The sequence below is a fragment of the Pseudomonas sp. GW821-FHT09C08 genome, assembly GCF_059418125.1.
Genome location: NZ_JBWKPG010000002.1, coordinates 549,781 through 563,059 on the forward strand (window position 1 = coordinate 549,781; position 13,279 = coordinate 563,059).

A 13,279-nucleotide genomic window follows, 5' to 3' on the forward strand; every position below is an offset into this window, starting at 1 on the left:
TCAGTGACGGGTCTGCAGGGCGCGCCAACGCGTGGGCGTGGTGCCTTCCCAGGTGCGAAACGCGCGATAAAACGAGTTGGTGTCTTCGTAACCGAGCAGGCAGGCGATCTCGTCTATTTCGATCGACGGCTCCGCCAGCAGATGGCGCACCACCTCCTGGCGGCTCTCCAGCAGCAATTGCCGAAAGCCGGTGCCTTCCTCGGTCATGCGCCGCTGCAAGGTGCGTTCGCTCAGGCCCAGTTCGCGGGCCACGTCGACCATCTCCGGGCGACCACTGGCGAAGAGACGCTTGAGGGTGCTTTTCACTTGGTGGCTGATCGTGGCCGGCGCGGTCGCTTCGGCCAACGCCGCTACCAGGGCCGGGTTCAGCAGGTCGAGCAGTTCCGGGTTATGGCCAGGGAAGGGCCGTTTGAGGTCGGCGGTGTCGAACACCAAGGCATTGCGCGTGGCACCGAAACGGATGGCACAGCCGAAAAACTCCGCCAGTGCCGGGCTGTTGCTCCGGGGGCGGGCCAGTTCGACACGGCGCGCCGTGATGTGCACCCCCGAGCCGCGCCGGCCCAGCTCGACAAACGTCGCAAACGCCGCGTCGATCAACAGCCGCGGTGGCGGCTGCTGGCTGCGCAGCCAGTCGAGGGTGACCGTGCAGGTCGCGCCGTCCTCGCTCACCTGCACGCGTTCGGGCGTACACAGTTGCTTGAAGCGTGCGAGGCGATGCAGGCCATCGCGAAAGTCACGGGCAATGAAGGCGGCAAAACTGGACGGTGGCAGGGCGCTGCTGTCCAGCTGGGTGACCAGCAGGACGCCGGCCGCCGGGTCGGGATTGAGCACGCCCACGGCTTCCCACAGGCGAAAATATTCCTCGGTGCTGACGTGGCGACGATCACCGCGCTCGCCCAGGTGCAGGGTCATTGGCAGTCGTGCCTGGCGTAACACCGCTGCAGGCTCCAGCCCGATGGTTGTCAGGGCGTGCCAGAACACCTGCGGAATGTTGAAGCGCGATTGGCGTGCGTCAGACATGGACCACCTTTGTTTCAATCAATCGGAGGCTGACACACTGAGGTCATGCCATTTCTCGTCGGAAGCTGCCAGGTCCGCCGCCGCCCGCGCGGCATATTGCACCGCATCGCTGCCGATCAACAGGCGCAGGGGCGCGTCTTCACTCAGGGCCAGTTCGAGCACGATCTCGGCCACCCGCTCCGGCCCGGTCGGCAGAATGCCGGGGGAGTTGAGCAACTCAACCAGTGCACCGACACTTTGCTGATAGGGCGCACTGATCGGCGCAATCGTCATGGAGCTGCCCGACCAGTCGGTACGCATGCCGCCCGGTTCCAGCACCGTCACCTGCACGCCCAGCGGGTTGACCTCTTGCGCCAGCACGGTTGAAAAGCCGCCCACGGCCCACTTGGCACTCTGGTACGCCGCCAGGCCCGCCATGCCAATCCGCCCGCCCAACGACGATACCTGAAAGATATGCCCGCGACCCTGGGCGCGCAGGATCGGCACCACGGCCTTGCTGACGTGCACGACACCATAGAAGTTGGTGTCGATCTGTGCCGAGAAGTCCTCCAGGGTGACATCCTCGACCGACGCCAGGTCGCCATACCCCGCGTTGTTGACCACCACATCCAGGCGACCGAAGTGCGCCACGGCGGCCTCCACGGCCTGTAGGACCTGCAGGTTGTCGGTCACATCCAGTTGCAGTGGGTAGATTGCGTCACCGTACTCGGCCACCAGTTCATCCAGTTGGCGGGGAGTGCGTGCAGTGGCCGCCACACGATCGCCGGCGCGCAAGGCCGCTTCGGTGATGGCGCGGCCAAGGCCACGGGAACTGCCAGTGATAAACCAGATCTTGGACATGCGAACACCTCTTCGTTTCGAGCGGCTCTAGCAGCCTGGGCACCCAGGATGGTCGATGAACGCGGCCCGGGCACTAGCAGAAGGGCGCCAAGTGACTTGCAAAAGACGCCAATTATTCGCGGGTCAAACGCGCGGCCAGGCTCTCGATAAACACCGTCTCGGCCCGACTCATCTTCTGTTCGCGATTCCACAACAGGTGAATGTCCACATCGGCGATCCCTTCATCGGGCGGCAGCCGCCACAGCAGCCCGTTTTTCACGTCCTCCGCCACCACATGGATCGGCAGGCACCCCAGGCCGAACCCGGCGATCACCAGGCGTCGCACTTCTTCCAGGCTGGAGGACGAGGCCACGATGCGCCCGCTGAAGCCTTGCTGATCGCGAAAGATGGTCAGTGGCGAGAGCATCCCGCCGATCTGGTCGCTGGTGAAACTGACGAAGTTCTCCGACTGCAAATCACCTTCGGCCAAACCGGTACGGCCAAACAGCGGGTGGTGGCGCCCGCAAAAGAATGCGTAGCGTTGACGCAGGAACAGGTGCTGCTCCAGGCGCGGCTGCGGCCGGCGATTGAGGCTCAGTCCGAGGGTCGCGGTTTTTTCCAGCAGGGCGGCGACGATGTCGGAGCTGCGCATCACCTCGACCTCGAGGTCGACCCGCGGATGTTCGCGGTGAAAGCCCGTGAGGAAGTCATCAAAGGTCTCTGAGTTGATGCGGCTGATCATCAGCAGGCGCACTTTGCCGATCACTTCATCGCCGGGTTTTTGCAGGGCGTTGCTCATCTGCGAGACCTGGCCGTACATCTCGCCGGCGATGGCGAAAATCTGTTCGCCGGCTTCGGTCAGTACAAAGCGCGGGCCACGGCGCACGATCAGTTGGCAGTCGAGTTGTTCTTCCAGGCGTTTGAGCGCCTGGCTGATCGCCGGTTGCGTCAGGTGCAGGCGCGCGGCGGCGCGGCTGATGCTCAGCTCCTGGCCGATCACGCGAAAGGTGCGCAGCAGGTTCCAGTCCAGCCGGTCGTTGAGCAGCGGGTGAATATCGCGGCGGGGTTCGGACATGCGCGGGCTCGATTATAAGCAGGATTTATAATCGGAATAATAAATAGAAAATTGACTAATCATAGCCCCGAGACGAAAAATCCTCCTCGACAAGCGCCATAAGAGCGCCTGCGCTTGACCTTTCTCCTGCCAAAAAAATAACCAAAGGAGCCCGCCCATGAAGCCTTCCGCTTCGCCCCAGCCTCGCCGTGCTGCGGCCGCCGCTTTTATCGGCACCATGATCGAGTGGTACGATTTCTACATCTACGCCACCGCCGCTGCACTGGTGTTTGGCCAACTGTTTTTCCCTTCCGAAGACAAACTGTTCAGCACCATGGCCGCGTTCGGCACCTTCGCCGTGGGTTTCTTCGCGCGGCCCTTGGGCGGCATTGTGTTCGGCCATATCGGCGACCGGATCGGCCGCAAGAAATCCCTGGTGATCACCCTGGTGATGATGGGCGTGGTCACCGTCTGCATCGGCCTGTTGCCGACCTATGCGCAGATCGGCGCCGCAGCACCGGTCTTGCTGGTGCTGTTGCGGGTGGTACAAGGCATTGCCGTCGGCGGCGAGTGGGGCGGGGCGGTGTTGATGGCCGGCGAGCACGCGCCGAAAGGGCGGCGTAACTTCTTCGCGTCCTTCGCGCAACTGGGCAGCCCGGCGGGGTTGATCCTGTCCCTGCTGGCGTTCAGCGCAGTCACCCGCTTGTCCGAAGAAGACTTGCTCAGCTGGGGCTGGCGCCTGCCGTTCCTCGCCAGCGCCTTGCTGCTGGTGGTCGGCCTGGCGATTCGCCTTGGCGTCAACGAGTCGCCTGAGTTCCTCGAAGACAAGGCCTTCGCGGAAAAAGCCCGGGCAATCAAGCAGGACCAGGCCCCGGTGATCGAAGTGCTGAAAACCGCCTGGCGCCCACTGTTGCTGTGCATCGGTGCCAATACCCTGGGGATTGCCGGGGTGTATTTCACCAACACCTTCATGATTGCCTACAGCACTCAGCAATTGGGCCTACCGCGCTCGCAGATCCTGGAGTGCCTGTTCTTCGTGGCGATCATTCAATTCTGTGTCCAGCCCCTGGCGGCCTGGGTGGCAGAGAAGGTCGGTGCCACGCGTTTCCTGTGTGCGATGACCGTGCTGGCAATGGCCTCGCCTTATCCGATGTTCGTGCTGGTGAGCAGTGGCCAGGCGCCGTTGATCATCCTCGGCATCGCCTTGGCGGTGGTGTGCATGGCCTCGTTTTATGCGGTGATCGCAGGCTTTGTCAGCGGCCTGTTCGAAACCCGTGTGCGCTACACCGCCATCTCCCTGGCTTATCAGGTGTGCGGTGCGCTGGCCGGTGGCCTGACGCCATTGATCGGCACCTGGCTGGCCCACGAATACCAGGGCCAATGGTGGCCGATGGCAGTGTTCTACAGCCTGATCGCGGCGGTGTCGCTGGTGTGCGTATTGGCCTTGTCGCGCCGCCACGCCAGCGCGCACCGAATTGAAATGGCACAGAGTGCCTGAGGGAGATTGCAGCATGTTGAAGATTAACGGCGAACGCCTGTGGGCCAGCCTGATGGCCATGGCCGAGATCGGTGCCACTGCGCGCGGCGGCAGTTGCCGGCTGGCCTTGAGTGCCGAAGACCAAGCCGGTCGCGAACTGTTCAGTCATTGGTGTAGCGCTGCCGGGCTGACCCTCAGCGTGGACGCCATCGGCAACCTCTTCGCCCGGCGCGCCGGCACGGACAAGGACGCCGCCCCGGTGATGATCGGCAGTCACCTCGACACCCAGCCAGAAGGCGGGCGCTTTGATGGCGTCTACGGTGTACTGGCCGGCCTCGAAGTGATCCGCAGCCTTGACGACCAGGGCATCCGGACCCGCAAACCGTTGGAGATTGCGGTGTGGACCAACGAGGAGGGCGCGCGTTTTACCCCGGCCATGCTCGGTTCGGCGGTATTCACCGGCAGCCTGGCGCTGGCCCCGGCGCTGGCCACGACCGATGTCGACGGTATCAGCGTGGCCGAGGCCCTGCGCGCCACCGGCTATAACGGCGCGCGCCCGTTGGGTGGCGCGGTGGATGCGTACTTCGAAGCGCATATCGAGCAAGGCCCGATCCTGGAAGACAACGCCAAGAGCATCGGCGTGGTGACCGGCGGCCAGGCGATTCGCTGGCTCGACGTGCGCGTCGAAGGCATGGCCGCGCATGCCGGCACCACGCCGATGCCGCTGCGCAAAGATGCGCTGTATGGCGCGGCCCGGATGATCCAGGCGCTGGAGCAATTGGCCGCCGATTTTGCCCCCGATGGCCTGACCACCGTCGGTGAGCTGAGCATTGCCAAATCGTCGCGCAATACCATCCCCGGCCTGCTGAATTTCACGGTCGACCTGCGGCATCACCGCGACAGCGCTATCGACGCCATGGAGCAACAGGTGCGCCAACAGTTGCCGGCCATCGCTGAACAACGCGGGCTCACCGTCACCGTCACCCCGCACTGGGTCAGCCCGGCCACGCCCTTCGACGTCGAATGCGTGGCCTGCGTGCAAATCGCGGTGGATGCGCTGGGCTACAGTCAGCAACCAATCGTCAGCGGTGCTGGCCACGATGCCATCCACCTGGCGCGTTATTGCCCGACCGCGATGATCTTCATCCCCTGCGTCGGCGGCCTCAGCCACAACGAAGCCGAAGACGTGTTGCCCGAGGACGTGCGCCAGGGCACCGACGTATTGCTCAACGCCGTGTTGCAACGCGCCGGCCGGGCCGACTGACAACACCGTTCGGAAAGACTGAAGAAGCTCACCTGTGGGCAGCGTCTACCCGCAACCCTGTGTATTGAGGAGATTGCCATGCGTACTTTTTTCCACCCCGAACAACTGCTGCACCATCCACGCAGCTATTACTCCCGTGGCCAGATGCGCACGCCGCAGGAGGTCCCCGAGCGCGCGCGCAACCTGCTGCAGGCCGCGCAGACTCTTGGGTTCGACATCCAGCAGCCGGCCGACCACGGCCTTGAGCCGCTGCTTGCCGTGCACGGTGCGCCTTACCTGACGTTCCTGCAGGAAGCCCATCAGCGCTGGAAAGAAATCCCCGAAGACTGGGGCGACGAAGTCATGTCGAACATCTTCGTGCGCGAGCCCAACGCGCTGCGCGGCATCCTTGCCCAGGCCGCGCGCTACCTCGCCGATGGCAGTTGCCCGGTGGGCGAACTCACCTGGCGCTCGGCCTACTGGTCGGCGCAAAGCGCGGTTGCTGCCGCCCGGGACATTCTCGACGGCGCCCCGGCTGCCTACGCCTTATGCCGGCCACCGGGGCATCACGCGCGTTTCGAGGCGGCAGGCGGGTTCTGCTACATCAACAACGCAGCCGTGGCCGCACAAGTGTTGCGCGGCGGCTTCCAGCGCGTTGCCGTGCTCGACACCGACATGCACCACGGCCAGGGCATCCAGGAGATTTTCTACACGCGCGACGACGTGCTCTACGTGTCGATCCACGGCGACCCGACCAACTTCTACCCCGGTGTCGCCGGCTTCGCCGAAGAGCGTGGCAGCGCGGCGGGTGAAGGTTTCAACCTCAACCTGCCGATGCCTCACGGCGCCAGTGAGGCCGTGTTCTTCGATAAGCTTGAAGTGGCGCTGAAGGCGCTGAAGGACTTTTCGGCCGATGTGCTGGTGCTGTCGCTGGGCTTCGATATCTACGAGTTGGACCCGCAGAGCAAAGTCGCGGTGACACGCGAAGGCTTCGCGCGGTTGGGCGAATGCATTCGCGGGCTGGGCCTGCCGTGTGTGATCGTGCAGGAGGGCGGCTATCACCTGGAGACGCTGGACGCGAATGCGCAGGCGTTTTTCGATGGGCCACAGGCTTGGGTGAAGTAAGGCAAGAGTGACGTGGCACCTGCGTGACGATCTCGCGTTGTGATCGTCACGTGGCTTGTCATGAGGGCGCGGTCACCGGGAGCTTGAACGGTTTGACCAGGCGTTCTGCCGGGATAGCAACTTCCCGATCACAATCAACGCGTCGAAGCGCCGTCGTCGCCCACCGCAACATGCGTCATGGGCGGCGTCAATTCCAGTACCCGGTCACGCCCACCTTCGGCCAACAGGTAAGTGCCTCGAGTTGTCGGCACAATCGACTGCGGCGCTTTCAGGAATGACAGAATCGTCTGCCGGTGCCCCTGCTTGTCGATCAGCAGCAAACGCGCGCGATGGGTGGCGTCCTCGTTGATCCACAGGCCCCGTGCATCACACATCAGGAACGTCGGCTGGTTCAGCCCGTCCACGACCATCGGGTCGCTGCCGTCCTCGGTCAGCTCGCGCACCATGCCTTCCTTCTTTTTGGTGTAGAGCATGCGCCCGTCGCTGCAGCGGATGATCGATTCGCCTTCGTCCATGCCCGTGCGTACGACGCTCAGGCTCTGGTCACTCCAGCGATAACGCAGCACACGGCCCTCGTCGCGCCGGTCTTCCATGGCGTACAGGTAGTCGCCGTCGTCCCACAGGCCTTGCACGTTCTGGCCCCTGAACAGTTCAGTGACGTGGCCGTCCTTGAGGAAACTGACGGGCGAATCGAGGGCTTCCTGGCTGAACACCCAGCCGCCGCGCGTGGCAAACATGCCGTCGGGCTTGGACAGGTTGCCCACCACCACTTCGCGGCTGCCGTCGGGGTGGATGCGCACGATGCTGCCCTTGCCGTCGTCGAGTTCCTGGCTGACCATCAGCGAGCCGTCGTCCAGGGGCATCAGCGAGGCGGCCTTGGCCACGTCCGTGTGCAGTACCTGGTAATGCCACTGGCCGCTGGCGCTGACCGGGTAGTAAGTCTGCCAGGCAAAAAAGCCCAGAGCGGCGGTGCACACCAGAACGAGTGTGCACACTGCGGTTTTCAGGATTCGGATCATTGCTTGGCGCCGACGGATCGAAAGGTCGACCACGTTACCAAGCATGCCGCCGAACATCACCCGGCAATTGCGCGATGTCCCCTTTATCCGGCGCCTGCCGCGCCATCGAGGCCACGGCGGATCTTCTCCAGCAATTCGTCGATATGAAACGGCTTGGAGATCAGGTCCATGCCTTCACCGAGAAAGTTCTGGCGATTTGCCGCGTTCTCGGCGTAGCCGGTCATGAACAGAATCGGCAGCGCGGGGTGCATTTCGCGTGCGATGTCGGCCAGCTCGCGCCCGTTCATGTAGGGCAGCCCGACATCGGTCAGCAGCAGGTCGATGCTCGGGTCGTTGCGCAGGCTGGTGACGGCTTCGTCGCCATCGGCGGCCAGGCTGCAGCGGTAGCCGGCATCGACCAGCACCTCGGCGACAAAGCTGCGCACCGAGGGCATATCCTCGACGATCAACACGTGTTCGCCGCTGCTCTGGCCGGGGGCTGCAACCGGCCTGGTCGCCGTGCTGGCGGGACCGCTGGCGGCGGGCAGCATGATGGTCACTTCGGTGCCCTGGCGGGTCACGCTGCGGATCTGTGCGTCGCCGCCGGACTGGCGCGCGAAGCCATAAATGGTCGACAGGCCCAGCCCGGTACCCTGGCCCAGGGGCTTGGTGGTGAAGAACGGGTCGAAGACCTTGTCGATGACGCTGTGCTCGATACCCACGCCGTTGTCGCGTACCGACAGGGCGATATAGGGGCCGTTTTCCAGTTTCAGGTTGCCGTTGGAATAGGCCGGGTAGGTGGTCACCCAGATATTGCCGCCTTTGGGCAGCGCATCGCGGGCGTTGATCACCAGGTTGAGCACGGCGCTTTCCAGCTGGATCGGGTCGACCATTGCCACGGCGGGGTTGTTGGTCAGCTCGAGCTTCAGCGCGATATGTTCGCCGATGGTGCGCACCAGCAGTTCTTCCAGTGAGCGGATATGTGCATTGATGTCGATCGGTCGCGTGTCCAGCGGCTGCTGGCGGGCGAAGGCGAGCAGGCGGTTGGTCAGGCCGGCGGCACTCAGCGCCGAACTCAAGGCCGCATCGGCGTAACCCATGACCTTGTCGGTGCGCTGGCTGTCGATGCGTTTCTTGATCAGCTCCAGGCTGGTGATGATCCCGGTCAGCAGGTTGTTGAAGTCATGCGCGATGCCACCGGTGAGCTTGCCCAGGGCATCCATTTTCTGCGCCTGCAACAGCTGCGCCTCGGTGCGCGCCAGTTGGGTGGTGGCGTTGGCCAGTTCGGCCTGCTGATGACGTTCGCGGTGGCGGTGCTCGGTCACGTCCTCGACAAACACCAGGCTCAATTCGGCGCGGCGATAGGGTGAAATCTGCCACTCGGTTTCGCGCAACTGGCCGTCGACCTTCATCTGCAGCGTGCCTTTCCAGCGCTCACCGGCGGCCAGGCGCTGGCACAGCTCCTGGAGTACCGTGAGCTGGTCGGCGGCGAAGCACTCGAGCAGGGCGTCCGGGTTGAGGTTGTCGTGAATCAATTGGGCGAACGCGTGGTTGCATTCGTGCACCTTGAGCTGTGCGTCCATCACCGCAATCGGTGCGCTGATATTGAAAAAGATCTCGCGAAACCGCGCCTCGCTCTCGCGCAACGCGTATTCGGTGTCACGCACGCGCAGCAGGGTGCGCAGGGTCGCGAGCAGCACATCGGGGTCGACCGGATGGATCAGGTAGGCATCGGCGCCGGCATCCAGGCCGGTGATGATGTCGCCGGTCTCGATGGAAGCCGCCGACACATGCACCACGGGCAGCAAGGCGGTGACCGGGTCGGCGCGCAACACCCGCACGATGTCGAAGCCGCTCATGTCCGGCAGGTTGACGTCGAGGATCAGCCCGTCGATCTTTTCGCGGGCAATCAAGTCCAGCCCCTCCTGGCCGGTGCCGGCTTCGAGCACGTGATAGTCGTGGCTTTCCAGGCGCCGCCGCAGGGCGTAGCGGGTGGCGGCATTGTCGTCGACGATCAGCAGTTGAATGTCACGATTCATCGACGGGTCCGCCAGCGATAGAGAGAGGAATGATCACAAAGAACATCGAGCCCACGCCGGGAGTACTTTCGACGCCGACCCGGCCGCCAAGCAGCTCGGCAAAACGCTTGCACAACGACAGGCCCAGCCCGGTGCCGCGCAGGCGTTTTTGCAGTGGCGAGTCGATCTGCGAAAAATCTTCGAACAGGTTGCTGTGCAGTTGGGCGGGAATGCCCAGGCCGGTGTCCTGTACGGCAAAGCGGATTTCTGCCTCGCCGACCCGTTGCGCCGACACGCGGACCTCGCCTTGCACGGTGAACTTGAGGGCATTGGAAATGAAGTTGCGCAGGATCTGCGCAAGCTTCTTGTCATCGGTGTAGAGCTTGGGCAAGCCGACGGGCTCTTCGAAGATCAGGTCCACCGATGACGCGTCGACAATCGGCCGGAACATGCCGCGCAAGGCCGAGAACAGGTCGAACATATCGAACCAGGCCGGCGAGATAGTGATACGGCCCGCCTCGATCTTGGCCAGGTCGAGCAAATCGTCGACCATTTCGCGCAGTTCGCGCGCCGAACTGCGGATAAACCCCACCTGGGTGTGTTGCTCCGGGCTCAGCGGGCCATCGAGTTCATCGGCCAGCAGGCTGGTGATGCTCAGGATCGAGCCCAGCGGCGTGCGGAATTCATGGCTCATGTACGACAGGAAGCGGCTTTTCAGGTCCGAGGCCTGGCGCAGTTGATCAGCCTGCATGTCCAGCTCGGCATACAGCGCCAGGACACCCTGGTTGGTCTCGTCCAATTCCGCGCGCAACGCCTCCGCTTCCTGGCGCAGGCGCAGCACTTCATCGGCGAGGGAAACAGTGGCTTCAGCCATCGATGGCCTCCAGGGCAATCACGAAGACGGTGACGTCATCCCGTCCGCGACAGAAATCACGGTGCAAAATGGCGGCAATCAGGGCGGGGTGGCGGTGAGAAAGCCCAGGGTAGTCGGCAAGGTTCCAGCGTGACTGCAGGCCGTCGCTGTAGAGAATCAGCAACTGGCCGCTGACCTCAGCGTAGTCGAAGGGCTGCGCCTTGCGAAACTGCACGCCGACAATGCCCGGATGAGACGCCAGCCCGCGCGACTTGCCGGGACCGATCAGGCTGGCGCCGATATTGCCCACTCCGGTAAAGCGCAGGCTGTCGGCCGTGGCGTCGTATTGCGCGACCGCCACGGCGCCGCCGCGGGTGCCGGTCATGCCAATATGCAGGTCGTTGAACAACACGCCGGCGTCGAGGAACGCGTCATGGGCGAACACTTCCTCACCGGCGCGCGCGGCCCGTTCGGCCTCGCTGCCATGACCCAGGCCGTCCGCCACCATCACGCTGAAGCGGCCCGGTTGGATTGCCAGGTGCCAGGCATCGCCGCAGGCCGGGTCGTGGTGCAGGGAATGCTGGCTGACGCCGTAGCGAATGTCCTTCGCGCCGGCCGCCCGTGGGTACAGCCGCGCCAGCATCGCCGTACCGCGTTGGTCGGCGTACACATCGAAGACCTGGGCCACGCGGGAGATCGCGCCCATGCCGATGCCCTGGGTGCCGCCGGTGGAAAACCCATCCACCAGGCAGCTGTCCAGGTCGAAACCCTGGCCGCGGTCCACGGCGATCAGCTCCACGCCCTGGTTGCCGGTGGCGCGCAGATGCAACTCGCCATGGGCGGCATGCTTGAGGATATTGCTGGCCAGCTCGGTAGCCACCAGCGCGACGCGACCGGCATCGGTTTCGTCAAAGCCCAACTGCTCGGCGAATTGTTGCGCTGTACGCCGTGCGTAGCCGACCTGGCTGACGTCTTCGATCAACAGCACCTGGGTCAGGGCGCTGGGAATGTTCACGTCCATCGGGTGATCGTCACGCGGGTACCCTGGCCGGGTGCGGTGTCCAGTTCGAACTCGTCGACCAGGCGCTTGGCGCCGGTCAAGCCCAGGCCCAGGCCGCTGCCGGAGGTCCAGCCGTCGGTCATCGCCAGCTTGAGGTCGGGGATGCCGGGGCCTTCATCGCGAAAGGTCAGGCGCAGGCCGGGGCGGTGGTCTTTCTCGACCACGGCCCAATCCATATGACCGCCGCCGCCGTAGACCACGGTATTGCGCGCCAACTCGCTGACGGCGGTGACCAGTTTGGTCAGGTCGATCAAGCGCATGCCGCATTCCTGGGCCAGCTTGCGCACCAATTGTCGGGCCAGCACCACGTCCTGTTCGATGAGCACCGGGTGGGTGCCGCTGCTGGCCTGGGTCATGAGTGGTCTACCCGGTCACGCAGCAGATTCATGCCGCGCTCGACGTTCAACGCGGTCGCCACGCCCGGCAGGGTCATGCCCAGTTCCACCAGGGTGATGGCCACGGCCGGCTGCATGCCGACCAATACGGTCTGGGCATCCATGATGCGCGACAGGCCGGAAATGGTGCCGATCATGCGACCGATGAACGAGTCGACCATGTCGAGTGCCGAGATATCGATCAACACGCCCCGCGCCGAGGTGCGGCTGATGCGTTCGGACAGGTCGTCCTGCAACGTCAGTGCGAGTTGGTCATGCATGTCGACCTGGATGGTCACCAGCAGGAATTCGCCCATCTGCAAAATAGGGATGCGTTCCATACTTAAACAGCCTTGCTGATGGTGACGCCCAGGCGCTTCAGGGCCAGCGCCAGCGCATCGGCCAGGTTGGCCTTGGTGACCACGCCCTGCAGGTCGAGGCCCAGGTGCACGATGGTCTGGGCGATTTGCGGACGCACGCCGCTGATGATGCAGTCGGCACCCATCAGGCGGATGGCGGTCACGGTTTTGAGCAGGTGCTGGGCCACCAGGGTGTCCACGGTCGGCACGCCGGTGATGTCGATGATGGCAATTTCCGAGCCGGTGTCGACGATGCGCTGCAACAGCGACTCCATGACCACCTGGGTGCGTTGCGAATCCAGGGTGCCGATCATCGGCAGGGCCAGTACGCCGTCCCACAGCTTGACCACCGGGGTGGAGAGTTCGAGTAATTCTTCCTGCTGGCGCTTGATCACCGACTCACGGGATTTCTGGAACGTACGGATGGTGTGCATGCCCAGTGCGTCGAGCAACTCGGAGATTTCCCACAGCTGTTCGGCGAGTTGCGTCGGTTGCTCGGCGTATTCACGCTGCAGCAAGGCGAACAACGGACCCTTGAGGGCGAAGATAAAGCTGGCGGTCTGCTGCGAGTCCTGGCCGACCAGGGCACGGCTGTGGGAGAGCTTTTCCAGGAACACGCGGGTCTCGGCCCAGTTTTCCTGGCCGACCTGCTGGGAACCGCCTTGCTGCAATGCCGCGATCAGCAGGTTGAGGAAGTCGCTGGCCTGTTGCTTGGCGTCCTCACCCTTGACGTTGCGTGTGGCCCCCGAAGCTTCAAGGCTGGCAACCCACTCGGTCAGCAGGGTAGGGCGATGGGTGTGGAGCGCCTGAATGGTGTGAGCTTGCAAAGTTGCCACGGGGAATCTCCTTGAATGCCTGGGTGAATGGCATGCAATTTAT

General features: G+C 63.8%; 13 protein-coding genes. 3 read left to right on the forward strand and 10 right to left on the reverse strand.

The window, feature by feature from the left end; translation table 11 throughout:
• The 3 genes from AC07OJ_RS09165 to AC07OJ_RS09175 form a co-directional block, all read right to left on the reverse strand.
• Entirely contained in the window at positions 1-1,020 is a 1,020-nt protein-coding gene (locus tag AC07OJ_RS09165) for an AraC family transcriptional regulator (protein ID WP_495094418.1), read from the reverse strand.
• Between the two features lie 18 nt (positions 1,021-1,038).
• The gene (locus tag AC07OJ_RS09170) at positions 1,039-1,860 is read right to left on the reverse strand and encodes an SDR family NAD(P)-dependent oxidoreductase (protein ID WP_065899389.1); all 822 of its coding nucleotides are present in this window, start codon (positions 1,858-1,860) and stop codon (positions 1,039-1,041) included.
• Between the two features lie 112 nt (positions 1,861-1,972).
• Positions 1,973-2,914 (reverse strand): LysR family transcriptional regulator, encoded by a 942-nt coding sequence (locus tag AC07OJ_RS09175; protein ID WP_282397393.1) that lies wholly within the window; start codon positions 2,912-2,914, stop codon positions 1,973-1,975.
• A 157-nt stretch (positions 2,915-3,071) separates the two neighbouring features.
• Between AC07OJ_RS09175 and AC07OJ_RS09180 the strand changes: the two genes are divergently transcribed.
• The 3 genes from AC07OJ_RS09180 (at position 3,072) to AC07OJ_RS09190 (ending at position 6,738) form a co-directional block, all read left to right on the forward strand.
• The gene (locus AC07OJ_RS09180) at positions 3,072-4,391 is read left to right on the forward strand and encodes an MFS transporter (protein WP_495094419.1); all 1,320 of its coding nucleotides are present in this window, start codon (positions 3,072-3,074) and stop codon (positions 4,389-4,391) included.
• A 13-nt stretch (positions 4,392-4,404) separates the two neighbouring features.
• A complete protein-coding gene (locus AC07OJ_RS09185) occupies positions 4,405-5,634 on the forward strand; it encodes a Zn-dependent hydrolase (RefSeq protein ID WP_495094420.1) in 1,230 nt (409 codons plus the stop codon).
• Between the two features lie 78 nt (positions 5,635-5,712).
• The gene (locus AC07OJ_RS09190) at positions 5,713-6,738 is read left to right on the forward strand and encodes a histone deacetylase family protein (protein ID WP_495094421.1); all 1,026 of its coding nucleotides are present in this window, start codon (positions 5,713-5,715) and stop codon (positions 6,736-6,738) included.
• A 134-nt stretch (positions 6,739-6,872) separates the two neighbouring features.
• Here the strand turns inward: AC07OJ_RS09190 and AC07OJ_RS09195 are convergent, their stop codons facing one another.
• The 7 genes from AC07OJ_RS09195 to AC07OJ_RS09225 all read right to left on the reverse strand — a co-directional run bounded on the left by AC07OJ_RS09195 (position 6,873) and on the right by AC07OJ_RS09225 (position 13,236).
• The gene (locus AC07OJ_RS09195) at positions 6,873-7,757 is read right to left on the reverse strand and encodes a hypothetical protein (RefSeq protein WP_495094422.1); all 885 of its coding nucleotides are present in this window, start codon (positions 7,755-7,757) and stop codon (positions 6,873-6,875) included.
• Positions 7,758-7,840: 83 nt separating this feature from the next.
• Positions 7,841-9,775 (reverse strand): PAS domain-containing hybrid sensor histidine kinase/response regulator, encoded by a 1,935-nt coding sequence (locus AC07OJ_RS09200; protein ID WP_495094423.1) that lies wholly within the window; start codon positions 9,773-9,775, stop codon positions 7,841-7,843.
• Positions 9,765-10,628: a sensor histidine kinase gene (locus AC07OJ_RS09205; protein WP_065899383.1), complete on the reverse strand. Its 864-nt coding sequence runs from the start codon at positions 10,626-10,628 to the stop codon at positions 9,765-9,767. The genes AC07OJ_RS09200 and AC07OJ_RS09205 overlap by 11 nt, the downstream gene beginning before the upstream one ends.
• On the reverse strand, positions 10,621-11,628 hold the full coding sequence (locus tag AC07OJ_RS09210; RefSeq protein WP_106804854.1) for an ATP-binding protein: 1,008 nt from the start codon (positions 11,626-11,628) through the stop codon (positions 10,621-10,623). Before AC07OJ_RS09210 ends, AC07OJ_RS09205 begins: the two co-directional genes overlap by 8 nt.
• Positions 11,619-12,023, reverse strand: coding sequence for an ATP-binding protein (locus AC07OJ_RS09215; RefSeq protein WP_120447872.1), 405 nt, complete (start codon positions 12,021-12,023; stop codon positions 11,619-11,621). The genes AC07OJ_RS09210 and AC07OJ_RS09215 overlap by 10 nt, the downstream gene beginning before the upstream one ends.
• A complete protein-coding gene (locus tag AC07OJ_RS09220; RefSeq protein ID WP_106804853.1) occupies positions 12,020-12,382 on the reverse strand; it encodes an STAS domain-containing protein in 363 nt (120 codons plus the stop codon). Before AC07OJ_RS09220 ends, AC07OJ_RS09215 begins: the two co-directional genes overlap by 4 nt.
• A 2-nt stretch (positions 12,383-12,384) precedes the next feature.
• The gene (locus AC07OJ_RS09225; RefSeq protein WP_065899380.1) at positions 12,385-13,236 is read right to left on the reverse strand and encodes an STAS domain-containing protein; all 852 of its coding nucleotides are present in this window, start codon (positions 13,234-13,236) and stop codon (positions 12,385-12,387) included.
• Positions 13,237-13,279: the final 43 nt, after the last annotated feature.